Raw genomic sequence first — 24,585 nt, 5'->3', positions numbered from 1 at the left:
ATTGCTTATTAGAACCTTAGGTATAAGTTGAGGTAATAGGTTGTTCCATTACCAAAGAAATAGCGTGGTGCAAATACTTCTTGTGGGTTATTAGCATCATCTCGTGTGGATCTAAAGTTGGAATTACGAGACTGTTCAAAGCCCCCTGTTTTGTATTCTTGACCAAATACGTTATTAATTGTGGCAAAGAAGCCTATGTATTTATCAAATATCCTCCATGATTTACCACCGATTACATTCCACAACATATAGCTATCAAATTGCTCTTGCCTCAACAGTTCCTGTGCCAGATCGCTATCAAAATCATGGAACTCCATACCATCATAGTCTAGTCTAAAATTTGCAGATCTTCTCAAGTTACTGATGTCGGCATACGCATTTGCAAAGTAATTTGCTGTTACCCCTATATTCCAGTATTCTGGATCCCTGTATTCAAAACCTATTTGTAAGGCCGTTTCTGGTCCACCAGCTACATGATAACCCTTAAGGTTAGTAGTTCCGTCACCGAAGGAAAGTGGCCCACTAAAATCGTCACTTGTAAGATAAAGATGAGGATTGTTGGTGTACACATTCTGTCCTAATGCAGCAGCAGCTTTGAACATGATGCTAGGAGTTATTGGAACTTCTAGACCCAGCTCTATACCTGTGTTACGACTTTCTTTTTGAGTCATTACTTCTTGTACAAAAGCACTGCCGTCATTGAGAGGTAGTCCAGTGAGATCTTCTGTAAAGTAGAACCCTATATCGGCACCTTTGGCAAATTGAATATAGTAGGCAGTGAATCTTGCTTTAATGACTGGGGTAGAGTAGATATAGCTCAGGTCTGCACTGTACGACTTTTGAGACTCAAGTCCGACGACGGTTTCATTATTTTGCCTTGCATTGCTAAAAGAATTTCTAATCGTTGGAGCTTGAGAAATAGAGGCAGCATTAACATCAATAAACTGTTGGCCAGAGATTTTATAGGTAGCACCGCCCTTAAAACTAATATCTGTAAATTCCAGTTGGTTGCTTTTTCCAAAAGACGCCGCACCAGGGAAGTTACCGTTCTCAAATTTACCATCTCTTTGATAAACAGTTCTGCTTAGGTTTGCAGCAACAAAGAAATCTACTTTTTTAGTTTTAAATTGAGTTTGAGCAAATCCAGCAATCACTTTTGCATAGATGTTGAAATTGTATTTATAACGATCTCCAACACTTACCATACGGTTAGGGGTTCTAAGGTTAGACTGTGCTGCTTGGTCGAGGTTGATCTCACTTGTTTCTTCTGCAAAGAAATCTACATCTAGGAAGCCTGGACCACCTAGCAAATCATTGATCAACGCATAGTTTTCACTATTCAAATTACGGTATCTCATACCCGCATTAAAAAGAATGTTCTCCGTAAGATCAGCAGTAATGATTGTATTTACTGATAATTGTGTATCGTCTATACGGTCCTCTTGAATAGCGTATAAAGAATTTCCGCCAGCAGCGCTCCAACTTCTGTTGGCCTCGTATAAGCTGTTCCAGTCCAACTGCCCATCATTAATAAATTCTTGTTGAGCTTGGTAAGCACGTTGATAATCGATGGGGTCTTGGCCATTTCTTAAGAAATAACTAGGTAGGTTCTGGTAGTAATCTGGAAGAGGGTTTCTTGCGCCACCTATATAAGCATTTTGGCCTAAAGTAGGATCTATTCTGGTACCTCCATTATCAATACGTGTATTTCCTATTTTACCAAATTGATACCCCAGATTTGTATTTAACTTAACCTTATCGGTGATGTTCCAGAAGTGGTTCAACATAAAAATAGGCTCTTCGATTTCTCTGACTCTACTGTTGCGTTGCACGTTATTTTGATCTCCCCACAATGCATTGTATGCGATTCCTTTAAGATCTCTAACTTCTTGAGTCATCGCTGTACGACGCCCACTTCTATTGGGCGTATAAAGACCTGTAAAATTGATGGAGTGTGTATCGCTTATTTTTTTCTCCACAGAAAGTCCTAAAGAGTTGGCATCGTATAAAGTGCCATCTACAAAACCCTCTTCACCAGCTCTTCTTGATAGGGTGATGGCATAGGACCAGCCGTTATTCCGCAATCCAGAACGATGTGATGCCATAAGGCGATTTCTATAACTTCGGTTAGAACTTGCATAAGATATTTGAGTTCCTGCGCGCTGTTGTGAGGCTCTCATATCGATGCTTTGCACACCGGCATAACCACCAAAGCTTTGATCTGCAGCACTAAGCCCCATGTTAAAGCTTTGGTTGCGCTGTAAATCGTTGACTCCACCCCAGTTGCTCCATTGTGGTCTTCCAGAGAACTGTTTATTCATCTCGATACCATTGATAATAATTTTGCCGTCTTCACTATTTAGGCCTTTAGGTCGGAAAAAAGTAGCACTGAAATCGAATGCTGCAGCTCTTAAAAATTGGTCTTTAGAAGCTTGTAGCAATCCAGATAAGTTATTTGCAGCGTTTTCATCATCTGCCAAATCATTTTCTGTTAAAGAAATAATTCCCTGCGATTGGGCGATGTCAGAGTTGTCCAGTTGCAGATAAAGAGGATCAATATTCACTCTGTTGATGGTATCGATTACTACTGGAATGGTCTTTGAATAATATCCGTTTTTTAAAACTGTAATTTTTTGATTTCCTAAAGGGATCCCCCCAGTAACTCTAAAATACCCGTCAGCACCAGTTATTGCACTGAATTTTGTACCTAAAACACTAATACTCACACCAAGGATGGGCTCCTCTGTTGTGTCGTCTATTACGCGCCCTTTAAGTAGTTCTTGTGCCATTCCAATACCTGAAGTCAATACAAAACCAGCCAAAATAAGTATGTTAAGTTTTTGATGAATCATTTCTAAATTTAACTATTTTTTTTTGAAAACATATACATAATACACTGTATTATAACGATTTAAAGTGTTTTATATAGCGATTGTGACTACCTTTGCACTGATGTAATTTTTATTTTTGGCGGTGTATAAAAGTATATTTCTCATGTATCTGTGTGTTTTCGCTTTCGCGAAAGCGGCACTAGCGCAACCTATTTTAACAACAAAACAATACAAAGTGAAGACGGTTGCCTTTTACAACTTAGAGAACCTTTTTGATGTAGAGGATGACCCTAGCATCAATGATGAAGCCAGCCCTATCATGGAAATGACTGAAGCAAACAGAGCAGAGGTATACCAGATGAAGTTGACGTCTATGGCACGAGTGATACGCAAAATAGGTGCTGATAAGTCACAATCGGCTCCATCTCTAATAGGAGTTTGTGAATTTGAAAACAGAAAAGTACTGGAAGACTTGGTTAATCATCCCCTACTTATCGAGTTTGATTATGGGATTGAACATTATAATTCTCCAGACCGCCGTGGCATCGACACCGGACTTTTGTATAAGAAAAGCGATTTTAAAGTATGGAATAGCGAGAGCAAAGAGCTAATTATTTATGATAAAAGTAGCGGTAATCGCATTTATACGCGTGATCAGTTAGTAGTAACTGGAGCGCTAGATGGAGATAAGATGAGTTTGATTGTAAATCACTGGCCATCAAGACGAGGCGGTGAACAAAAAAGCCGTCCTAATCGAGTTGCGGCAGCAGCTTTAAACAAAAGAGTGATCGATTCTTTACACAGTATGGATGCGATGTCTAAGATCATTATCATGGGAGATTTAAATGATGATCCTATTAACAAGAGTGTTTTGGTAACCCTTAATGCACAAAAGAACAGAGAGGACGTACGGCCTCAAATGATTTACAATCCCTACATTCAAATGTTAAAGGATGGATTCAATACGCTAGCTTACAGGGATGCAGGAAATATCTTTGATCAGATCATGTTGACCTATGCATTATTAAATGAAGCAAATCAAGAAGGGTTCCGTTACTATCAAGCAAACATATACAATCCAAGTTTTATGACCAGCAAAACTGGCAGGTACAAAGGATACCCATTACGCAGCTTTGCAGATGGTGGTTTTACAGGAGGTTTTAGCGATCACTTTCCAGTGTATGTATATTTAGTAAAAGAAATCAAAGAAACCGAAGAGGTGAAGGTTCCTTCATCTAATTGATACCGTTCAGCTCATAGTTCAATAACTGTAAGACCGCAGGCGACCTTCTTTAAAAATGATAAAAAGCATCTTCAATATGCTCCAGCTTTGTACCGGCTTTATTTTTAATAATTGCAACGATATCAAAGCGCACGTATACATCCTCCTCTTCTACAAAATTTTCTACAAAATGATTTGCGGTAGCCACCAGCCTTTGAATTTGTCCAGGCTTTAAAAAATCTTGAGGATCACCAAAGTCAGGGGTAGATCTGGTTTTTACTTCTACAATTATAATCACATCTTTCTTACGTGCAATAATATCGATCTCGCCTTTTTGGAACACATAGTTGCGCGTCAATATCTCATAACCGTTTTTCAATAAATGCAAGGCAGCTAATTCTTCACCTATGTCTCCCAAGTCATTATGCTCTGCCATTATGGAGTGAAGTTTATCATATCTGTAGTGATCTCTATGTGCATTTTTTTACCTAATTGTAGTGTTCTATGGTCTTTAATATGACCAGCGGGAAAATTAAAAATCACCGGATAATCGCCGTCTGCCGTGAGGGATAACATAATTTCTTCGGCATTTTTGCCAAAGGCTATTTCATGGTCCTTTATATCCGTCATTCCACCTACAAGCAAGGCCTTTAAACCTTTAAGTTTCCCGGCTCTTTTAAGCGAGTACATCATGCGTTCTATATGGTAGAGGTACTCATCGATCTCTTCTATAAATAGGATATGACCTTCTGTTTCTGGAAAGGTATCGCTGCCTAGCATGCTGTATACTATGGAAAGGTTTCCACCCACTACTGGCGCATTGATTACCTGACTAGTTAAGGAAAAAGTATTTTGTATAGAGAGGATTTGGCTTTCGCCAAAAAGCGTTTTTCTCAAGCTTTCCACACTTGATACTGGTTTGTTTTTTAATTCTAGCGGCATAAAACTGTGTACGCTAGAAAAGCCCAAAGATTGCAATTTGCCGTGCAACAACGTCACATCTGAATAGCCTATGATGGTGGTTGGTTCGGCTTCCGCACTGCCTGCCGAACGTGCCGAAGTAAAAGCGGAAAAATCAATAGCATCTATCAATTGGATGGTGCCATAACCACCACGAGCAATCCAAATCGCTTTAATTTCTGGATCGTCAATCGCTTGTTGAAAATCTGCTAAGCGCTCTTCTTTTGTTCCACCAAATTGATGCTCTTTTTTACCTATAGTTGTTCCAAAACTCACTTGTAAGCCCCAAGATTCCAGTAAACTTTTTGCCAGTTGCAATTCGCTTTCATTGGCGCCTCTTGCGGTTGCAAGTATTCTGACGTGATCGCCGATCTTAAGTGGAGAAATGGGTGAATAATTCAATGTGTCCTTGGATTTTGTTTAAAAATACGGCAGTTGATCTAAAAAACAATGAGTTGTGCAGTGATCTCACTTTATCGAAAGTCGAAAAATTTCAAGCATAACCTATATAAAAAGGCGGTAAAACGTGAGCTAGAAACCGTAAATTTGCAACTTTCAAAAGAATTTCATGAGCGATCAAAAACGTTTTACGATTACAGCAGCATTGCCTTATACCAATGGACCTGTTCATATAGGTCACCTTGCTGGAGTCTATGTTCCAGCCGATATTTTTGCGCGTTACCAGCGCATGAAGGGAAGCGATGTGGCTTTTATTTGCGGTAGTGATGAGCATGGGGTTCCTATTACGATTAAAGCTAAAAAGGAAGGGATTACTCCGCAAGAATTGGTGAATCGCTATCATAAAATCATCGGTGATTCCTTTAGAGAATTTGGTATCTCTTTTGATAACTACAGCCGCACCAGCGCACCTATACATCATGAAACGGCCAGCGCTTTTTTTACTAAGTTGTACAAGGAAGGTAAATTTATCGAGCAAGTGACCGAGCAATTATACGATCCAGAAGCAGACCAGTTTCTAGCAGATCGTTTTGTAGTAGGAACTTGTCCTAAATGTGGCAATACAGAGTCTTACGGAGATCAATGTGAGAAATGTGGAACTTCTCATAATGGTACTGATTTGATCGACCCTAAAAGTGCGATCACAGGAAATACCCCAGTATTAAAAGAAACCAAACACTGGTTTTTACCTCTGGATCAATACAGCGAGTGGTTGAACGAGTGGATTGTTGAAGGACATGCAAAAGACTGGAAAACAAACGTATTGGGTCAGGTAAAAAGCTGGATCACCGATGGGTTGCATCCACGTGCAGTAACTCGTGATCTGGATTGGGGAATTCCCGTACCCGTAGAAGGAGCTGATGCTAAAGTACTTTACGTGTGGTTTGATGCACCTATTGGGTACATAAGTGCCACTAAGGAATGGGCCGCACGAGAAGGAAAAAATTGGGAAGATTACTGGAAGAATGAGGACACCTCCCTGCTGCATTTTATAGGAAAAGACAATATTGTTTTTCACTGTATCATTTTCCCTGCGATGTTAAAAGCACATGGGGAGTATATTTTGCCAGAAAATGTTCCTGCAAACGAATTTCTGAATCTAGAAGATGATAAGATTTCTACGTCTAGAAATTGGGCCGTATGGTTGCATGAGTATTTACAAGATTTTCCAGATCAGCAAGATGTATTGCGTTATGTGTTAACAGCAAATGCGCCAGAGACTAAAGACAATAACTTTACTTGGAAAGATTTTCAAGCACGAAATAACAATGAGTTGGTTGCCAATCTTGGGAACTTTGTAAACCGAGTGATTGTACTGACTAATAAGTATTATGAAGGCGTTGTTCCAGAAACTATGGAACTTACCGAGCGTGATCAAAAAGTATTGGATCAAATCAAGAGCTTTCCTCAATCTATAGGAGACAGTTTGGATCGGTTCCGTTTTAGAGAGGCGCTTCAAGACTTGATGAATTTATCCAGTATAGGAAACAAATACATTGCTGAGGAAGGTTTAGAACCTTGGAAACTCATAAAAACCAATCCAGAGCAAGTGCAAAACATCATGTATGTATGTTTACAACTCACTACAGCATTGGCTATTTTAAGCGAGCCGTTTTTACCACATACCAGCAATAAACTTAAAAAAATTCTCGGCTATTCCGCACTTGATGCCGAATCTGCTGGTTGGGATCGCGTTGCCAGTTCAGAGCCACTACTTCCATCAGGACATAAAATCAACGCATCAGAATTGCTTTTTTCTAAAATAGAAGACGAGCAAATCCAAGCGCAACTCGATCAACTAGAAGCTACAAAAGCTGCAAATGCAGCAACAATATCAGATCTTATGCCACAAAAAGAAGAAACTAATTACGAAGATTTCATGAAAATGGACTTGCGAGTAGGAGAAATTCTTACTGCCGAAAAAATGCCTAAAACAGATAAGTTAATGGTCATGACGGTAGATACAGGAATCGATAAAAGAACCATAGTGTCAGGAATCGCAAAACATTACACTGCCGAAGAATTAGTAGGTCGTAAAGTAACTGTTCTTGCAAATTTAGCTCCTAGAAAACTACGTGGTGTAGAGTCTCAAGGAATGATCTTACTTGCTGAGGATCCAGAGGGAAAATTGGTTTTTGTAAATCCAGACGATGCGGTGGTGAACGGGTCGACTATTGCTTAATTGTATTTTCCTAAGAGCAGACTTAAGTCTGCCCTTAGGAAAAGCTGCGACTGCGACTATAATCTGACTGCATACTGGCTTAATCCTGCCACTCTGCAATAAACAAATTCGTGTCTCGTCCACCGCCATTATTGCGGTTAGAAGAAAAAGCTAAGTATTTTCCATTGTTAGAAAAAACGGGGAAAGCGTCAAAAGTGTCGCCATGTGTGATGCGTTCCAGACCAGTTCCATCGGTATTGATCAGGTATAAGTTGAAAGGAAAACCTCGCTCTGCTTCAAAGTTAGAAGAGAATAAGACGCGTTTTCCATCTGGTAAAAAGAAGGGAGACCAGTTGGCATTTCCCAGTTGAGTTAACTGACGCAACTCAGATCCGTCGGCATTACAAATGTACAATTCCATTTCTGTAGGTTGCACCAATCCTGTTTTCAGTAAATCTTGGTATTCTTTAATTTCGGCTTCGGTTTTAGGTCGTGAAGAACGGAAGATCAATTGCGTTCCATCTGGGGAGAAAAAGGCACCACCATCATAACCCAATTCAAAGGTGATTTGCTTGACATCGCTGCCATCTATATTCATCGTATACAGTTCTAAATCCCCGCTGCGATCGCTGGTAAAGACAATTTTGTCACCTTGAGGAGAAACGGTAGGCTCGGCATCATAGCCTTTTTCATTGGTCAGTTGCGCCGTGATATTCCCTTCTAGATCGGCTACAAAAATGTCGTAGCTATCATAAATAGGCCATACATATTTACCATTTTCCTTTAGTGGCGTATCTGGACACTCCTCCATTTCAAGATGTGTGCTGGCATAAATGATGTGTTGATTATCAGGCAAGAAATACGCACAAGTGGTTCTTCCTTTGCCGGTAGAGACCATTTTCGGTACGCTTTCGCGAAAGCTGTCTCCGTTATTCATCAAGAACATTTGATCACAATTAACGTCCCAATCTGCATAGTTGCTTTGAAAGATGAGCTGCTTGTCATCAAAGCTCCAATAGGCCTCAGCATTATCACCACCAAAAGTGACTTGATATATGTTTTTAAAATGCTTTTCACCTTCCATGATAAGTGGATTTGCATTTACAGCGGTGTCCTGACGAGTTGCCTCGTCTTTACAACTGATAAGGGAGGCGATGGAAATAAGGAATAAGAACTTTCTCATGGATGATGTAATTTTGGGCAAAAATAAGGGATATACTTTATGTTCGTGTAAATCGTATCTTTATATCATGAAATCTGATATCATAAAATCCCTTACAAATAACTTTGAAACTAATTCTCATACTACGGAAGAAGGCATTGAGTTTTGGCTTGCGAGAGATTTACAGCATTTATTAGATTACTCGAAATGGGATAACTTTCAAAGTGTTATTTCTAAAGCTAAAACAGCTTGTGAATTATCTGGTGAAGATGTTTTAGACCATTTTGCCGACGTCGGGAAAATGGTCGTTATAGGGTCAAATACTGAGAAAGAAATCCCTGATATCATGTTGACTCGCTTTGCCTGTTACCTTATCGCTCAAAATGGAGATTCCAGGAAAGAAAAAATCTCTTTTGCTCAAAGATATTTTGCAGTTCAAACTAGAAAAGCGGAGTTAATAGAGCAAAGAATGCTGGAATTTGAACGTGTGCAGGCAAGAGAAAAACTCAAACAAACAGAAAAGGAATTGTCTCAGGTCATTTCTGATCAGACTGGCGGCAATCAAAATTTTGCACTTATAAGAAGTAAAGGTGATCAGGCGCTTTTTGGCAGGTCAACCCAACAAATGAAACAGAAATGGCAAATAAAATCGAAACCACTTGCTGATTTTATGCCTGCTATTTTACTTAAAGCAAAAGACTTTGCAACCGAAATTACTATTTTTAATGCAAAGGAAAATCAAATGAAATCAGAAGGTGAGATTTCAAAAGAGCATATTACTAATAATACTTCTGTCCGAAATACATTGCTTTCTAGAGGAATTGTACCTGAAAATTTGCCTCCAGAAGAAGATGTAAACAAAGTTGATAGAAAACTAAAAAGTGACGAGAGGAAGATCACAAGGAACCCAGACAAACTAAAATAACAGCTCAACTACGAAATATGAGAATCACGATACTTTTTTTAGCCCTTACTTTTTTAATGTCGTGCAAGACAGATAAAAAAAGTCTAGAACCCATTAAAGGAAACATGAAAGCCGATGTGCTTTACCTCGCCTCTGATAGTTTACAAGGACGTGAAACGGGAACCTCTTATGAATTACTGGCGGCAGATTATATCGCAAAGCGCATGAAAGAATCTGGCCTAGAGCCTAAAGGAAATGAAGGGACTTATTTTCAAACCTTTTCTTTTAAGCCATCTAGTGATCCACACCAAGAAGCTGCTTTTACCGACGAGAAAGGAGATGCGTTCTTAACTGGAACTAACGTGATAGGTTACCTTGATCATGGCGCTGCACAAACTGTTGTTATAGGAGCACATTACGACCATCTAGGAATGGGCGGTGAAGGTTCTTTATACCGCGAAGGAGAGGCTATTCACAATGGTGCTGACGATAATGCGAGTGGTGTTGCCGTAATGCTGGACCTGGCCTATAAATTGAAAACCAGTGACAAAAAGGGAAATAACTACCTTTTTATGGCATTTTCTGGTGAAGAGATGGGGTTGTTAGGTTCTAATTATTTTACTAAAAACTCAACGATTGCATTAGACTCGATGAGTTATATGATCAATATGGATATGGTAGGTCGATTGAATGATGAAAATACCCTTGCCATTTATGGAACAGGAACCTCGCCACGATGGAACCAAATAGTGAATGCCGTAAATAAAGATTTTAAACTGGCCATCAATAAAAGCGGTGTAGGCCCTAGTGATCATACCTCATTTTACTTGAACGATATCCCAGTATTGCATTTATTCACGGGACAACATGAAGATTACCACAAACCAGGTGATGATGCTGAGAAATTGAATTATGCGGGTATGGAGCAACTCTCTGACTACATTCTTAGAATAATAGGAGAGACGGATAACGCAGGAAAACTGGCTTTTAGGAAAACAAAAAACGAAAGCGAAGAAGTACCTCGCTTCAAGGTAGGTCTAGGGGTCGTTCCAGATTATTTATTTACGGGAAAAGGAATGCGCATCGACGGAATAAGTGAAGAAAAACCAGCTCAAAAAGCAGGATTGATGAAAGGAGATATAGTAGTAAAACTAGGCGATAGCATTATAGTGGATATGATGAGCTACATGCGTACACTCGCTACTTTTGATAATGGAGACAAGACTAAAGTCGTTGTGGACCGAGATGGCACATTGGTGGAGAAGCAGATGGAGTTTTAGTCTTTGAGTCGGTGAGTCGGTGATTTTTTGAGGAAAGAAGGGTTGCTTTTACACAGACGCACGCCCCATTGTCCTCACTTCGACAAGCTCAGTGCAGGGCAGGCATGATGCATTGCTTTCGTTCACTCGTATGATACAAGAAAGCAAGCTTTTATTAAGGACTTCTTTTTTGGAAGAGGAAAATTAAAGAGCTGCTGTAAAGGTTAAAGGAAGTGAATTCAGATTCAAATTTATTTTTCTAATTTAATTCATGCTTTTCAAGTTCAAATTCGAGTTCAAATTCAAATTCATTCGTACATTTGCCGCCAATCTCAAGGGGTGCTTTTTAATTGCATGAATAATGTAGTTAAAAGGCTGAGATAATACCCAAGGAACCTGAGCGAGTAATGTCGCTAAGGGAAAAGATTTAAGTTAGTTGATTGGTGTGCTATAATTTCGCTTTCGCGAAAGCCTACTTCTCAATTATTTATTTCAAGAGAATCCTTCAACATTTTTATTTTAATCCAAACCGAATAAATGCCCCTTTTATTTGAACTTAAACAAGTTCATATGAAACATTTACGTCGCGTTTTAATTGCAGCTGCACTGGCAACAACCAGTCTCGCAATAGCGCAAAACACACAAGTCAAAGATTCCACAACCGCCGAAAAGCTAGACGAAGTGCTGGTCAAAGCCGTACGAGTGGATGCAAAATCACCCATTACACACAGCAATCTTTCTAAGGAAGAAATTGCAAAACGCAACTTAGGTCAAGACATTCCTATGTTGCTTAATTTCTTACCATCTGTAGTCACTACAAGTGATGCCGGTGCAGGAATAGGTTACACAGGTTTGAGAATACGTGGGGTAAGCTCACCATCTACTAATGTTACCATTAACGGAATCCCGTATACAGATGCAGAATCCTTAGGAACATTTTGGGTCAATTTAGGAGACTTTTCCTCTTCTGTAGAAAACCTACAAGTACAACGTGGAGTGGGGACTAGTACCAATGGTAGTGCTGCTTTTGGCGCGAGCATTAACATACTGACTGATGGTTTTTCTCAAGAGGCAAGTGGAGAAATTTCTAACTCTTTTGGCAGCTTTAATAGTAGAAAGCATACCGTGAAGTTTTCTACAGGACTAATAGGGGCGGATACCGAGCGCAGTAGGGGTATTGAGATCGCTGGCAGGTTATCTAACATCGAATCAGATGGTTATATCGACCGCGCTGCTACAAGTTTAAAATCTTACTTTTTACAAGGTTCGTATGTAGACGATAATACATTGATCAAAGCAGTTACCTTCGGTGGTAATAATGTGACTTACCAATCTTGGTTTGGTATAGATGCCGCCACACTAAGAGAGGACCGAACCTTTAACCCAGCTGGAGCCTATGAAGATGAAAATGGCAACCAACAATTTTATGACAATGAAGTCGATGACTACCGACAAGATCACTACCAATTGCACTGGAATGAACGTTATAATAACAATTGGTCTACCAATGTAGGGTTGAATTATACCTATGGGCGTGGCTTCTTTGAGCAATTTAGAGAAGATGATGAGTTCTCTACTTACGGTTTTGACCCTCTAGTGGTCGACGGGCAAACGGTAACTACCACTGACCTTATACGTCGCAGATGGCTGGATAATGATTATTACGTGATCAATGCAAGTGCTAATTATAAGAATAACAAGATCGATTTGATTTTTGGAACTTCTCTCAGCCACTATGATGGAGATCATTTTGGGGAGGTTATTTGGGCGCGTTTTGCTAGTCAAAGTAACATCAGAGACCGTTATTATGATGGTAATGGGAAGAAGAATGACCTGTCTGTATTTTCTAAGGCGACCTACAAATGGAATGATAGATTCCAGCTTTATGGAGATCTACAAGTGCGAAATGTCAATTATGAAACCTCGGGTATTAATTCTAACCTCACCGAATTTTTAGTGGACGAAAACTATACGTTTTTTAATCCTAAGGCTGGAGTCACTTATGAGTATAACGATAATAATGATCTTTATTTATCCTATGCCAGAGCAAACAGAGAGCCAAATAGGAATGATTTTGAAAGTGACCCTAACGTAAGGCCAGAGCAACTCAATGACTTTGAGCTAGGGTGGCGTCACAAAAAAGGAAACTTCTCTTGGAATGTAAATACTTATTTGATGTGGTACAACGAGCAGTTGGTGTTAAGCGGTGAGCTCAATGATGTAGGAGCTCCATTAAGAACAAACAGCGGGGAAAGTTACCGTTTAGGACTCGAGATAGAAGCAGTGGTGCCGGTAACTAGTCAACTTACTTTACAACCTAACCTTGCGATAAGCAGGAATAAAAATACAGAAACTGTACGATCTTTTGACGGAGAGTTACAAAACTTAGGGACTACAGCTATTGCCTTTTCCCCTAATCTAGTCGCTGCAAATGCTGTGGTGTATCAGCCATTAAAAAACTTGCAACTTTCATTGTTAAGTAAGTTTGTTGGAGAGCAATTCATGAGCAATACAGAAGCACAAGCTTCCAAGTTGTCCAGCTATTTCTTAAATGATTTAAATCTAGTATATACTATAAGGCCTACATCTATATTTGACTCAGTGGTTTTTACTGGATTAATAAATAACCTATTTGATCAGAAATTTGTATCCAACGGTTACTATTTCACATTTGATGATGACTTTACCAACCCTGGAAACATTGCTACTGTAGAAGGTGCTGGGTTTTACCCTCAAGCCGGAATTAAATTTTTGGCAGGAGTTACCTTGTCATTTTAGTAGAAAGTAGGACACAAGAAATAGCCGGAAGGATTTCTAGGCGATGCAATTGAATGTTAGTAGGCAGTTTTTTAGAGCAGGGTGTAACGCAGCTTATCAAACTGCCTTCTTTGATGCTATTATGTGAAGCAAAATGGAGTGATTATTTTTCAACCCTAATTGGTAACCCTAATAATGGCTCCGTTTCTTTGAGCTCGATATGCTTTTAACCCATACAAGCCGTCACCTTGAATAGGTTGCCCGGTGATGATGTTGTACTTATTCTGGTCGTCATTGCAAGGACAAGTGGCTTCGATACCACTTACAGTCATACGAGAACAGTCGTTAGGGGAATGATTAGGATCGCTTAATTCGTAAACAAAATACTGGGAATTGTCTAAGTTGTAGATTACAAAGCCACGTAAGCCTGCATTAGGAACAATTACCGAATTTCCAGGAAAATTGAGGTTTCCATATTGGGGTAAGTTGGTATTGAGGTCTATTTGAAAGCCTATATCTACCAAAAACGGATTGTTATTACGGCCGTCATCGCTGCTACAAGCGAAAACAACAAATAAAATAGCGAGAAGGTAAGCTTTGCGTATTTTCATAATAAATCAATAAGGTGCAAAAGTATAACGAACTGATTGATATTTATTATATTTGTTTGATAATCCCGCAGCAATGAAGGGATTTTGTTTTTTGTAATCACGAGCCAAGATAGGAGTAATGAGGCGGGTGAAGTTACCTTTTTCTTGCCTTTTCAAGTTCAATAGTAATTTCAAATTCTTTAGGAAAATGGCAAGTGAAATGCAAACAATTACAATTAAATAAAAAAACATGAGTAACATATCATATTATACAGAGGCGGGATTAAAGAAGTTAAAGGACGAGTTAAAGCATCTTAAAGATGTGGAGCGTCCATTGGCATCGCAGGCTATTGGTGAGGCACGTGACAAAGGAGATTTAAGTGAAAATGCCGAATATGATGCAGCAAAAGAAGCACAAGGGATGCTAGAAATGCGCATATCTAAGCTAGATGCGATTGTTTCTAATGCTCGTATCGTAGATGAAAATACGCTAGATCTTTCCAAGGTGCTCATTCATAGTACGGTTAAGATCAAGAATTTGGGCAATAAAATGACCATGAACTACAAGCTGGTAGCCCAAAGTGAGGCAGATGTTACCAAAGGACACATCTCTGTAGAATCACCTATTGGGAAAGCGTTGTTAGGTAAAGAGGTAGGGGATGTGGCTGAGGCTGTTGTTCCTGTTGGAACCATCAAATTAGAAATTATAGAAATTTCAAGAAGTTCATCATGAGTATTTTTACAAAAATTATCACAGGAGAAATACCTAGTTTTAAAGTAGCCGAAAATGAAGACTTTATAGCTTTTTTAGATATCAACCCCAACGCTCCTGGGCATACGCTTTGTGTGCCTAAAAAGGAAGTGAACAAGATTTTTGACCTGGACAGTGAAACCTATTTTGACTTGATGGATTTTTCTAGAGAAGTAGCACTCTCACTAAGGGAAGAAGTTCCTTGTGAGCGTATAGGGATGTCAGTGATAGGTCTCGAGGTACCTCATGTTCATGTGCATTTGATTCCCTTACGCGATATGGAAGATATGCGTTTTATCAATAAAGTCGAGCTTAGTAAAGAAGCCATGCAAGATATAGCAGACCGGGTAAAAGCGAGGTTTGATAGCTAGTTGGGCCTTACGGTATAAAGCAATATGCTCTTTTTAGATCGCACACCAGAAGCTTTATTGACCGATAAGAGGACACTATGCCCGTCGCTGTGATTTTTTAAGTGGGAAAACACCTAGGTTTAATTCAATAATTTCTTCAGATTGATCTAACTCTTTATTTAAAGCCCTTTCGCGGCCTTTTAATTATTGTTTATTGCAGAATGCATGTTCAACCATTTTGTGGCTGTGCATACCTATAAAGAGTCTACATAATAAATTTATTTTATGGTTCTGATATAGGTAATGTAGTACAACTTCTGATATCAGCTTCTGTAGTGTGATACTCCCTTAAATAATAGATCACATCAATTAAGTAAGTTATTCCTGCAGGTCAACTGGCTTCCACATACTTATAAAAACTTAATAGCAACAATAGGTATTTGCCTAAATCACGAGCGGTAAATACATAAAATAGGCGCTATAGTCTTATAACAGAATTCAAGATCCGGGAGTAATGAAGACTTTCATTAATGAAGAAAGCTGTTGTTACTGTTGTTCTTTGTGATCAGGGGTTATTTGTTAAATAGGAATTCCAAAGGAATAGTTAAACGTTTTTTCCACGCAGCTTCACTGTGGTTTTCACCAGGAAAATACTTGGTAACCCAGGTGTTTTGATTATAGCCTTTAAGCAGCATGATGCGGTCTGCCTTTTTTTGAATCTCAGGGTATAAGGCATCTAAGGTTTGATCACCACAATCAAAATACATTTTGTGCGTTTTGGGATCTGGCAGATGGTGGGTCAAATAGTTAAGGAATTCGTCGGGTATTGGATTGTTCTCCAAGGTAAAGGTACCTACCCAATGGGTCGATAAACAAGCAGCAGCACCAAAAATTTCGGGGTATTCACAAATTGCATATGCTGAAATCAGTCCTCCCATACTACTCCCCATAATATAGGTATTTTCTCTTTCGGTATCAACGGAATACTTTTTATCAATAATAGGTTTCAATTCGTGAACAATAAATTTTAGGTAATTGTCTGATTGAGGTTTAAAATTTTCTTTTATTCTTCCCGCACTTTTTAATTGTGAGTTGATGGTGTCCTTTTCTACTGTAGACAAGTTCTCGAATGGTTTTTGCGGAAAATAATCAGAATGACGCGTCTCCCCTCCATGCCATATACCAACGACAATGAATTTCTTGATGCGCTTGTTTTGAAATAAATGAGAAGCAACATCATCTATGTCCCATGATTGCTTATTCCAAGATTGTTCTGGGTCATATAGCATTTGTCCGTCATTCATATATACAACAGGATATTTTGTTGCGTCTGAATATCCATCGGGTAACCAAATGTCAATATGTCGTGATGTGACATAGGCCGATTGAAAATTTTGCATTCTTTCAATCGTTCCACTTATAACTTTGGGAAGTGATTCTTGTGCGGCGCTCTTCATGTTGAGAGCGAGAAGTGTAAAAAGCAGTAGCATCTTTATATTCTTTTGATGTTTCATATAGACAATTGGTGCTAGGGATTGTTATCTAATTTAGCCCCTAATAAGTTCGGGGTACTATTTAAAGTTCAAATTATACCATTGAAATAAGAAATGCAAGAAATGGATTTTATAATAGAGGTTCTTATGAGGAATATGGTGAAGGCCCTATAGGTTGTTTCTCTGATCACTGCTGCTCTTCACAGAAGCCCTAATCTTTATTTTTCATTCCATTGTAGCATCCAATCAAGAAATCAAAAAACCATTTAGTGGTTAAAAAAACCAACCAAAGCAAATATCGGCCTATTTGCCAAAGTAGGTGAACACTATTAATACTTATAATAACAATTAAGTAAGCGACATGTAATAGGATTGCATTCTTACCTCTTAACTGAACACCTGCTAATTTAAAACTGGAGTAATTTGGTTTTATAATATTGAAAGAGCCGTGCGCGTGCTTAATAGAGGAGCTGGCACCCCTTTTAGATACATTAAAATTAAAAGGACCCCTGCGGTACCTGCCTATGAATTGAAAATTACCTCTTTGAAAACCCGCACGTACTCCATGGAACAAACGTTTGTGAAAGCGCACACCGTGCTTGGTATTCACCGTAACGGCATATCCATCGCCTGATGATGTTGCAGTAGCAGAGACCCCTCCAGTTCTTGATGCTCGAATGTTTTCACCTCGGTACTCCACTCTTTTTTCAAGAGGGTTATTTTTTGATTTAGAATTCTTCACACCACTATTTTTATTATAAATTACTTTCTATAGTCTAAAAAAAACAGTAATAAGCAGTTTTTCTTTTTATGGGCAAGCTACAGGAAAATGATAACTTTTTTCCTATTAAAAGGGATAGAGATGATGTGGACCAAAGGAAACGCTTAAATAAAACGGTTGCACCAGCACCGGTTTTTAAACCTAACAAGCCGTATGTTGACTAAGAATGATAGGGATTACCAAAAGGAGCTGCCGATTCTTGGAGTTACTGGATTTTATTGATTTCAAAATTTATAATGCGAGGATAAACACTGTGGGTATTTTGTATATTCCAGATAATTTTATTGTTGCGATGCACAACAGGTCACAGCTGCCTTTCATAAACGAAGACTTTGATTAATCAGCATTAAAGAAAGGTAATTCCTACACTATATTTTATTAAAAAGATAAGATTTAAATCGTCACCTCATTTTGTAGCTCTTTAACTAGTTGGTTGTTAAAGCTGTAAAGATGCCGCTTTCGCGAAAGCGATATGCAGGACACCACATCTGTTCAATTAGGTTTTTTGAGCTGGGCAATCTTTCGATTACTCGTTAAAAGGAATCAATCACTAGGTGCTTAAAATTGGTGTTAGCGGAAGTGGAGCAGCACGTTTTTGTCGGTATTGTTGTGGCTTGTAGCAATGTTAACGTGTGGCGCTAGAATGATTTTTCATAAACGCGGGAGTTGATTAAACGAGTCAACTGTCAGAGTGCACGCAGCTTTGGTTGATAGTTTTAGGGTTCAAAATAGCGCAGCTCCTGTTATTGCTTGCTCACCACATTAGGTACATTTTCCTTACTGTTAACTGTAGATGACCTCATTTAGGTCAGCTACACTTATAACCATAACCATAACATAACAATTACATTATTAAAAGGCATTTAGAATGTCTTTTCTTTAAAAGATTGAACTAGGTTCATCTAGTTTTCCTAATTAACTTAATGAGTTGCATTAATGATGGAGATTAACAGAAAAAAGGCAAAGCGAACAATTGACTTATTGGTTTTGTCTGACATTCATTTAGGAACTTATGGATGTCGCGCCAAAGAACTTAACAATTACCTAAAGAGTATTGATCCCAAAGAGATAATTTTAAATGGGGATATAATTGACATCTGGCAGTTTAGTAAAAGATATTGGCCTAAAAGTCATATGAAGGTAATCAGCCAATTTATTAAATGGATGTCAAACGGTGTCAAAATCACCTATATCACGGGCAATCACGATGAAATGCTACGCAAATTTGAAGGCTTTAAAGTGGGGTCTTTTGAAATCCAGAATAAAAAAACCATTCATCTTAAGGATAAAAAAGCATGGATTTTTCATGGAGATATTTTTGATTTTACTATGCAACATTCCCGATGGTTAACAAGGATAGGAGCCGTTGGTTATAATATTCTAATTGTGGTTAATCGGCTGGTGAATATGATTAGCGAATTTGTTGGGAAAGGTCGTTTTTCATTGTCCAAGAAAGTCAAATATAGTGTTAAGAGTGCTGTGAAATATATTAATCAGTTTGAAGAAACTGTCACTAGCATAGCTGCCGAAAACGGATTTGACTTTGTGGTATGTGGTCATATTCACCATCCTGAAATAAAAGCTTATGATACTCCCAATGGTTCTGTGATTTATCTTAATTCAGGAGATTGGATTGAAAATTTAACCTCGCTGGAGTATCACAATGGAACATGGAACATATTTCAATATCGTGATAGCGATTTTGACGATCAAGAGGTAGCTGATGCTTTTGATAGTAAAGACTTGGAGCATCTCGGTGCTAAATCTCCCAAGGAATTATATACTAATATGTTAAAGGATATGATTACCAAACAATTATGAAAGTACTATATGCCATTCAAGGAACGGGTAATGGCCACCTGAGCAGAGCTAAAGAGATACTACCAGCCCTAATGAATCGGGTACAAGTGGATGTCATGATTAGCGGACTAAAAGCAGACATTGCTTTACCTTTTCCGATTAAATACAATTATGATGGTTTGAGTTTTGTTTATGGCAAAAACGGAGGGGTCGATTTTATTCAAACCCTCCGGAAAAATAATTTAGGAAAAGCTATTCAAGAAATTAGAGAATGTCCAGTTCAGGAGTATGATTTGATCATAAACGATTTTGAATTTGTTTCCGCTTGGGCGAGCAAAATAAAGGGTGTAAAATGCATATCTTTAAGTCATCAAGCGGCACTTCGATCCAAAAAAGTACCTAAACCAAAGCACCAGGATTGGATTGGCAATGTAGTTTTAAATTATTACGCACCTTGTGATGATTATTTTGGTTTTCATTTTTTTAGGTATGATAAAAATATTTTTTTACCCATCATTCGCCATGAAATAAGAAATCATGAAATTTCCACACAAGGACACGTTACTGTTTATCTCCCAGCCTATAGTGATCAAAAAATAGTACAAGTGCTTTCAAAAATAAAAGAAGTAGAGTGGCAGGTGTTTTCTAAGCACACCTTGGAAAGTTATCAAAATGAGAACATTAAAATGGAACCTGTAAATGCTGAAAGATTTATCTCGAGTATGGCTACTTCAAACGGTGTTCTTTGTGGGGCAGGATTTGAGACACCTGCGGAAGCTCTTTTTTTGCTTAAAAAGCTTATGGTGATTCCAATGAAAGGACAGGTTGAACAACATTTTAATGCTGAAGCACTTAAGCAAATGGGTGTAGCTGTCATCAATAAATTAAGCAATAAAAATATAGAGAAAATTCAGGAATGGGTGAATAGGGGTAAAATTATTTCTAGGGATTTTCCTGACCAAGCACAGGTCATCGTTGATGACTTGTTAGGCCACTATTTAAACCTTAAGTTCACAGACTCGGAAAATAACCTAGAGTTTTCAGTCCGTAATCAATAGAATTTCATTGCATGAAATGATTCCAGTTTGTTGTTGTGGGGGAATATGCTCGCGTAAGTGTTCCAAAAAAAATAACAAGTGGGAAATATATAAAAAGGGCTCGAGCATCAAATAACAAAATTCAGGACCGCAGAAAATTATTTACCCTTTAACCCCCTTTAAATCCGTATCAAATACAGGTGTTTTTTCTTTATTTTTTTATTTCTCCTTACTCCGTTTCCTTACTCCAAATCATTTTTTGCAATTCTTCATCAAATCTGGGCATATATTCTGTAGGAAATTTGGTTCCTAAAGACTTATGCGGATGATTGTAATTGTAATCCTCTCCAGTTGTCGCTAATTTTTTGAAGTTGATAAATGTCATTAAAATAATAAGCATCTAAAATATCCTCTCTAAAAAAACGATTGAAGCGTTCTATATATCCGTTCTCCATAGGTTTTCCTGGTGGTGTATATTTAATTTCTATAAAATTATTTTTACACCAGTTACGTTATAGGGGAAGCCTACACCGTGACCTCAGGGTTATGAATAATAGGGTCTTTTATTAATGAAGAACAGAGTGATTTATTTCTGATCTTTTAGAGGTTCAATTATATTTTAAATGGGAGGTATAATTTCATTTCACCAATTTTTAATTCGTCTAAATGTCCCATCTTACTTTCGTCTTTTGTAATCAAGTGCATGTGCAAAAAGGAGTCGTGGTGAGTAAAAACTCCTTTGTGCTGCGTCGAGAAAAACCCAATTATTTCCGCAGCTTCGTCTGTAATAGTATAATTGGTCTGACCTTGATGTGCTTCCTCAGGCGATGAGACTTTTGTTCCTTCGGGTAAATTCTGTATATGGATCACCGCACTTGATACTTGTCCAATTAATTTAAAGGCAAATGGTCTTTTAAATGAAGTAGTGGTATCATTAATGAATTTTTCTAAATCCGGAATGGTCTTGACGGCAGATGGGAATTCTATTTCATTCCATTGGGTTACATTTCCATAAACCAAAAATGGTGCTGATGTTTTAAAGGTTTTTTCAACGATCATTGTAGAATCTGAAGTCACTTTGGATACATAGCTTTTTCCGTTATTAATTAGCAATTCCCCTGTCAAGTAACTTACTGGGCCAAGTCCATATAGTCCGTTTTTATCTGAAATGCTGTCTAGATCAATGCTACTACCTAATTTGCCTTTCCACATGACGTTTTTCATGGCACCAACAATATGAACGTCAGTAGAGACTGTTGTTTCTTCCGAAGATTTTTCTTTTTGTGTCGATTGACAACTTATCACTACCGTGGTAAGAAGTCCGAATGCTAATCGTTTTATTTTCATAATGTATTTTCTCTTTTCTTGAAATATGCTATCAATAAGTTGCAGTGATGCCCTGTTGCGGTATAAAAACCACTTGCGATTCGATGGAGTTATTAAGTTTATAAATTGTTTTATTTTCCATTCGGTACAACATCCGCCATTAACGATATATGAGGTTGGGAGGGTAGTTGTAAATTAATTCCAGGTAATTATTTTCTAATTTGGTGAATTCTGTTTTATATTTTTTAGGTTGTTTTGGTGTTGGTTTTCGTGCTGTAAAGGTATTGAGAAATGCAATTAGCCTTCTTTTCCATTTTCTCGGCAAGGAATGTGTATTAAGTACTTGGTACTATTAAAAAAACTGTTAACGTCAATTTAAACTTCGTTTTTTAGCAAAAAAATCTTTTATTAAATCAGAACAAGGCTGTTCAAGAACTCCAGAAATCACCTTTGTTTTAGGATGCAGTTGCGTCCCCATTTTTTGATAACCGCGCTGTTCATCACTTGCAGCAAACACAATGGTGCCTATTTGTGACCAGTACAATGCGCCTGCACACATTTGGCAAGGTTCTAAAGTAACGTACAGGGTGCATTCTTTTAAATACTTACCACCTATACAACTAGAAGCAGCTGTTATGGCCTGCATCTCTGCATGAGCAGTGACATCGGTAAGGGTTTCTGTTAGATTGTGGCCCTTTGCAATGATCCTGTTTTGAACCACAATGACTGCTCCAACAGGAATTTCATCGCGTTCAAAAGCTGCTTGTGCCTCTTGTAAAGCTTTTTCCATGAAATACTCATGGTCAAATGGTTCGATCATCTTTTAAAATATGTTCAAAAGTAAAAATAAAAGAATACACCATAGCAGGAATTATAAATAAGATCTATTTGTTTTGCAAGATTTGTTAATTCTATCTCTTCAAGAATTTAGCACATCATTATTTCAACCAATTGATAAATCAACTTACCTTTGACTATGTCTAAGAATTTACTCGCTAGTATTAACGATCCTTCCGATTTAAGAGGCTTGTCTCCAAGTGATCTACTTCTAATTGCTCAACAACTGCGCTCTTTTATAATTGATGTAGTGGCGGCAAAAGAAGGTCATTTAGGAGCGAGTTTAGGAGTGGTAGAATTGACCATCGCATTACATTACGTTTTTAATACCCCTGCAGATCAATTGGTATGGGATGTAGGTCATCAAGCTTACGGGCACAAAATATTAACTGGTCGTAGGGAGGTGTTTCATACTAATAGAGACCTGGGGGGCATCTCTGGTTTTCCAAAACGTTCAGAAAGCGCATACGATACCTTTGGAACTGGGCACAGTTCTACCTCTATAAGTGCTGCCCTTGGAATGGCTATGGCGAGTGCTTTAAAGAAAGAAGACAGGAAACATATTGCTGTAGTAGGGGACGCGAGTATTGCCAGCGGTATGGCATTCGAAGCTTTAAATCACGCAGGAGTAAGCGGTGCTGACCTGCTGGTGGTTCTCAATGATAATGCTATAGGTATAGACCCTAGTGTTGGTGCTTTAAAGGATTATCTAACCAAGACGAAGTCTGGAAAAGATACCGGTCGGGATAATATCTTTGAATCTCTCAATTTTGATTATTCAGGGCCCATTGACGGTCATGATTTAGCTTCCTTAATTAAAGAACTAGAACGACAAAAAGGTTTAAAAGGGCCGCGGCTTTTGCATGTGAGAACAGTAAAAGGAAAAGGCTTAAAACAAGCTGAAATCGATCAAGTGCGTTATCATGCACCAGGGAAATTTGATAAAATCACAGGAGAAATTCCGGCTAGTGATACCAGTAAATTACCACCTAAATTCCAAGAGGTATTTGGTCATACCCTAGTAGAGTTGGCTAGAGCAAATGAAAAGATTGTTGGGATAACACCAGCCATGCCTACAGGAAGTTCTATGAAAATTATGATGGAGGCGATTCCAGATCGTGCATTTGATGTTGGGATTGCAGAGCAACATGCGGTAACCCTTGCTGCAGGAATGGCCACTCAAGGCTTGATCCCTTTTTGTAACGTCTATTCTACTTTTTTACAGCGTGCTTACGATCAGGTGATTCACGATGTTGCGCTACAGAAATTGCCAGTCATTTTTTGTCTTGATAGGGCAGGAATAGTAGGTCAAGATGGCGCGACCCATCACGGTGTTTTTGATCTCGCTTATTTGAATTGTATTCCAGACATGATCATTGCAGCCCCTATGGACGCTGTGGAAATGAGAAACATGATGTTTACGGCTTCTCAAGGTTTGGAGCTGCCTATAGCCATCAGGTACCCGCGTGGTCGTGGTAAGATCGTGAATTGGCAACAAGCGTTTACCCCTGTTGAAATAGGTTCTTCTAGGCTTCTAAAGAAGGGTAAAGATATAGCCATAATCAGCATTGGCCCTATAGGGACGATGATAGAAGACTTGCTGGAAAAAGAACATCTAGAGCTAACTCACCTTGATATTCGTTTTTTAAAGCCTATGGATCATCATGCTTTGGAAGCTATTTTCAACACCCATGATCACATCATTACTATTGAAGATGGAACGCTAGTAGGTGGTTTGGGAAGTGTTGTTTGCGATCTCGCTTTCGCGAAAGCGTACCAAGGAACTATTCATAAGCGAGGCATTCCAGATGCTTTTATAGAACACGGCCCCACTGCCGACTTGCATAAAATAGCTGGAATCGATGCGGAGTCCGTTTTAAAATTGATCCAAAAATTAAATTAAGT

Annotated in this window: 21 protein-coding genes and 1 riboswitch; of the genes, 10 read left to right on the top strand and 11 right to left on the bottom strand. The window is 38.5% G+C overall.

From position 1 onward, the window contains the following. Nucleotides 1-8: 8 nt before the first annotated feature. Nucleotides 9-2,852, bottom strand: a complete 2,844-nt coding sequence (locus KG732_RS11565) for a TonB-dependent receptor (RefSeq protein ID WP_213523870.1) — start codon at nucleotides 2,850-2,852, stop codon at nucleotides 9-11. 142 nt (nucleotides 2,853-2,994) lie between these two features. Here KG732_RS11565 and KG732_RS11560 point away from each other — a divergent pair, with 142 nt between their 5' ends. After that, nucleotides 2,995-4,074 (top strand): endonuclease/exonuclease/phosphatase family protein, encoded by a 1,080-nt coding sequence (locus tag KG732_RS11560; protein WP_213523868.1) that lies wholly within the window; start codon nucleotides 2,995-2,997, stop codon nucleotides 4,072-4,074. A gap of 49 nt (nucleotides 4,075-4,123) precedes the next feature. Here KG732_RS11560 and KG732_RS11555 read toward each other — a convergent pair whose 3' ends face one another. Further along, on the bottom strand, nucleotides 4,124-4,489 hold the full coding sequence (locus KG732_RS11555; protein WP_213523866.1) for a YraN family protein: 366 nt from the start codon (nucleotides 4,487-4,489) through the stop codon (nucleotides 4,124-4,126). After that, nucleotides 4,489-5,415 carry an LD-carboxypeptidase gene (locus tag KG732_RS11550; RefSeq protein WP_213523864.1) on the bottom strand — a complete coding sequence of 309 codons (927 nt, stop codon included), beginning with the start codon at nucleotides 5,413-5,415 and terminating at the stop codon, nucleotides 4,489-4,491. Before KG732_RS11550 ends, KG732_RS11555 begins: the two co-directional genes overlap by 1 nt. A gap of 166 nt (nucleotides 5,416-5,581) precedes the next feature. On the opposite strand from KG732_RS11550, the gene metG reads away from it, so the two are divergent. Further along, on the top strand, nucleotides 5,582-7,654 hold the full coding sequence (metG, locus tag KG732_RS11545) for a methionine--tRNA ligase (protein ID WP_213523861.1): 2,073 nt from the start codon (nucleotides 5,582-5,584) through the stop codon (nucleotides 7,652-7,654). Nucleotides 7,655-7,733: 79 nt separating this feature from the next. Here metG and KG732_RS11540 read toward each other — a convergent pair whose 3' ends face one another. Continuing rightward, nucleotides 7,734-8,816 (bottom strand): PD40 domain-containing protein, encoded by a 1,083-nt coding sequence (locus KG732_RS11540; RefSeq protein ID WP_213523854.1) that lies wholly within the window; start codon nucleotides 8,814-8,816, stop codon nucleotides 7,734-7,736. A gap of 67 nt (nucleotides 8,817-8,883) precedes the next feature. Between KG732_RS11540 and dinD the strand changes: the two genes are divergently transcribed. The 3 genes from dinD (at nucleotide 8,884) to KG732_RS11525 (ending at nucleotide 13,736) form a co-directional block, all read left to right on the top strand. Continuing rightward, nucleotides 8,884-9,720, top strand: coding sequence for a DNA damage-inducible protein D (gene dinD, locus KG732_RS11535; protein WP_213523852.1), 837 nt, complete (start codon nucleotides 8,884-8,886; stop codon nucleotides 9,718-9,720). Between the two features lie 17 nt (nucleotides 9,721-9,737). Further along, entirely contained in the window at nucleotides 9,738-10,979 is a 1,242-nt protein-coding gene (locus KG732_RS11530) for a M28 family peptidase (protein ID WP_213523850.1), read from the top strand. Nucleotides 10,980-11,283: 304 nt separating this feature from the next. Then, a riboswitch (TPP riboswitch) is annotated at nucleotides 11,284-11,396 on the top strand. 132 nt (nucleotides 11,397-11,528) lie between these two features. Continuing rightward, nucleotides 11,529-13,736: a TonB-dependent receptor gene (locus KG732_RS11525; RefSeq protein WP_213523848.1), complete on the top strand. Its 2,208-nt coding sequence runs from the start codon at nucleotides 11,529-11,531 to the stop codon at nucleotides 13,734-13,736. A gap of 155 nt (nucleotides 13,737-13,891) precedes the next feature. Here KG732_RS11525 and KG732_RS11520 read toward each other — a convergent pair whose 3' ends face one another. Beyond that, nucleotides 13,892-14,326 carry a hypothetical protein gene (locus KG732_RS11520; RefSeq protein ID WP_213523828.1) on the bottom strand — a complete coding sequence of 145 codons (435 nt, stop codon included), beginning with the start codon at nucleotides 14,324-14,326 and terminating at the stop codon, nucleotides 13,892-13,894. 229 nt (nucleotides 14,327-14,555) lie between these two features. Here KG732_RS11520 and greA point away from each other — a divergent pair, with 229 nt between their 5' ends. After that, nucleotides 14,556-15,038 (top strand): transcription elongation factor GreA, encoded by a 483-nt coding sequence (gene greA / locus KG732_RS11515; protein ID WP_213523826.1) that lies wholly within the window; start codon nucleotides 14,556-14,558, stop codon nucleotides 15,036-15,038. Continuing rightward, a complete protein-coding gene (locus KG732_RS11510; RefSeq protein WP_213524146.1) occupies nucleotides 15,032-15,427 on the top strand; it encodes an HIT domain-containing protein in 396 nt (131 codons plus the stop codon). The genes greA and KG732_RS11510 overlap by 7 nt, the downstream gene beginning before the upstream one ends. 551 nt (nucleotides 15,428-15,978) lie before the next feature. On the opposite strand, the gene KG732_RS11505 is transcribed toward KG732_RS11510, so the two are convergent. Together KG732_RS11505 and KG732_RS11500 are read right to left on the bottom strand one after the other, a co-directional pair. Next, a complete protein-coding gene (locus KG732_RS11505) occupies nucleotides 15,979-16,920 on the bottom strand; it encodes an alpha/beta hydrolase-fold protein (protein WP_292889255.1) in 942 nt (313 codons plus the stop codon). 190 nt (nucleotides 16,921-17,110) lie between these two features. Then, nucleotides 17,111-17,641, bottom strand: coding sequence for a hypothetical protein (locus KG732_RS11500; RefSeq protein ID WP_213523824.1), 531 nt, complete (start codon nucleotides 17,639-17,641; stop codon nucleotides 17,111-17,113). 975 nt (nucleotides 17,642-18,616) lie between these two features. Here KG732_RS11500 and KG732_RS11495 point away from each other — a divergent pair. Further along, on the top strand, nucleotides 18,617-19,501 hold the full coding sequence (locus KG732_RS11495; RefSeq protein WP_292889259.1) for a UDP-2,3-diacylglucosamine diphosphatase: 885 nt from the start codon (nucleotides 18,617-18,619) through the stop codon (nucleotides 19,499-19,501). Continuing rightward, the gene (locus tag KG732_RS11490) at nucleotides 19,498-20,538 is read left to right on the top strand and encodes a glycosyltransferase family protein (RefSeq protein ID WP_213523823.1); all 1,041 of its coding nucleotides are present in this window, start codon (nucleotides 19,498-19,500) and stop codon (nucleotides 20,536-20,538) included. The genes KG732_RS11495 and KG732_RS11490 overlap by 4 nt, the downstream gene beginning before the upstream one ends. 208 nt (nucleotides 20,539-20,746) lie before the next feature. Here KG732_RS11490 and KG732_RS11485 read toward each other — a convergent pair whose 3' ends face one another. From KG732_RS11485 to KG732_RS11470, 4 genes are all read right to left on the bottom strand, one after another. Then, complete coding sequence (locus tag KG732_RS11485; RefSeq protein WP_213524161.1) at nucleotides 20,747-20,902, bottom strand: hypothetical protein; 156 nt, start codon at nucleotides 20,900-20,902, stop codon at nucleotides 20,747-20,749. Next, on the bottom strand, nucleotides 20,835-20,972 hold the full coding sequence (locus tag KG732_RS13170; protein WP_213523822.1) for an integrase core domain-containing protein: 138 nt from the start codon (nucleotides 20,970-20,972) through the stop codon (nucleotides 20,835-20,837). Before KG732_RS13170 ends, KG732_RS11485 begins: the two co-directional genes overlap by 68 nt. A gap of 157 nt (nucleotides 20,973-21,129) precedes the next feature. After that, nucleotides 21,130-21,864 (bottom strand): acetolactate decarboxylase, encoded by a 735-nt coding sequence (locus KG732_RS11475; protein ID WP_292889263.1) that lies wholly within the window; start codon nucleotides 21,862-21,864, stop codon nucleotides 21,130-21,132. 349 nt (nucleotides 21,865-22,213) lie between these two features. Further along, nucleotides 22,214-22,663 carry a nucleoside deaminase gene (locus KG732_RS11470; RefSeq protein WP_213523821.1) on the bottom strand — a complete coding sequence of 150 codons (450 nt, stop codon included), beginning with the start codon at nucleotides 22,661-22,663 and terminating at the stop codon, nucleotides 22,214-22,216. A 156-nt stretch (nucleotides 22,664-22,819) separates the two neighbouring features. On the opposite strand from KG732_RS11470, the gene KG732_RS11465 reads away from it, so the two are divergent. Continuing rightward, nucleotides 22,820-24,583, top strand: coding sequence for a 1-deoxy-D-xylulose-5-phosphate synthase (locus KG732_RS11465; RefSeq protein ID WP_213523820.1), 1,764 nt, complete (start codon nucleotides 22,820-22,822; stop codon nucleotides 24,581-24,583). Nucleotides 24,584-24,585: the final 2 nt, after the last annotated feature.

It is taken from the genome of Nonlabens sp. (assembly GCF_018401815.1).
Classification (GTDB): domain Bacteria; phylum Bacteroidota; class Bacteroidia; order Flavobacteriales; family Flavobacteriaceae; genus Nonlabens.
The sequence above is the reverse complement of the archived record's forward strand: the minus strand, read 5'-3'. Positions and strand labels throughout refer to the sequence as shown.

Coding starts and splice junctions, on each gene's coding strand:
- KG732_RS11565 (WP_213523870.1), bottom strand. CDS start 2,852: ATGATTCATCAAAAACTTAACATACTTATTTTGGCTGGTTTTGTATTG.
- KG732_RS11560 (WP_213523868.1), top strand. CDS start 2,995: ATGTATCTGTGTGTTTTCGCTTTCGCGAAAGCGGCACTAGCGCAACCT.
- KG732_RS11555 (WP_213523866.1), bottom strand. CDS start 4,489: ATGGCAGAGCATAATGACTTGGGAGACATAGGTGAAGAATTAGCTGCC.
- metG (WP_213523861.1), top strand. CDS start 5,582: ATGAGCGATCAAAAACGTTTTACGATTACAGCAGCATTGCCTTATACC.
- KG732_RS11540 (WP_213523854.1), bottom strand. CDS start 8,816: ATGAGAAAGTTCTTATTCCTTATTTCCATCGCCTCCCTTATCAGTTGT.
- dinD (WP_213523852.1), top strand. CDS start 8,884: ATGAAATCTGATATCATAAAATCCCTTACAAATAACTTTGAAACTAAT.
- KG732_RS11530 (WP_213523850.1), top strand. CDS start 9,738: ATGAGAATCACGATACTTTTTTTAGCCCTTACTTTTTTAATGTCGTGC.
- KG732_RS11525 (WP_213523848.1), top strand. CDS start 11,529: ATGAAACATTTACGTCGCGTTTTAATTGCAGCTGCACTGGCAACAACC.
- KG732_RS11520 (WP_213523828.1), bottom strand. CDS start 14,326: ATGAAAATACGCAAAGCTTACCTTCTCGCTATTTTATTTGTTGTTTTC.
- greA (WP_213523826.1), top strand. CDS start 14,556: ATGAGTAACATATCATATTATACAGAGGCGGGATTAAAGAAGTTAAAG.
- KG732_RS11505 (WP_292889255.1), bottom strand. CDS start 16,920: ATGAAACATCAAAAGAATATAAAGATGCTACTGCTTTTTACACTTCTC.
- KG732_RS11495 (WP_292889259.1), top strand. CDS start 18,617: ATGATGGAGATTAACAGAAAAAAGGCAAAGCGAACAATTGACTTATTG.
- KG732_RS11490 (WP_213523823.1), top strand. CDS start 19,498: ATGAAAGTACTATATGCCATTCAAGGAACGGGTAATGGCCACCTGAGC.
- KG732_RS11485 (WP_213524161.1), bottom strand. CDS start 20,902: ATGACATTTATCAACTTCAAAAAATTAGCGACAACTGGAGAGGATTAC.
- KG732_RS13170 (WP_213523822.1), bottom strand. CDS start 20,972: ATGGAGAACGGATATATAGAACGCTTCAATCGTTTTTTTAGAGAGGAT.
- KG732_RS11475 (WP_292889263.1), bottom strand. CDS start 21,864: ATGAAAATAAAACGATTAGCATTCGGACTTCTTACCACGGTAGTGATA.
- KG732_RS11470 (WP_213523821.1), bottom strand. CDS start 22,663: ATGATCGAACCATTTGACCATGAGTATTTCATGGAAAAAGCTTTACAA.
- KG732_RS11465 (WP_213523820.1), top strand. CDS start 22,820: ATGTCTAAGAATTTACTCGCTAGTATTAACGATCCTTCCGATTTAAGA.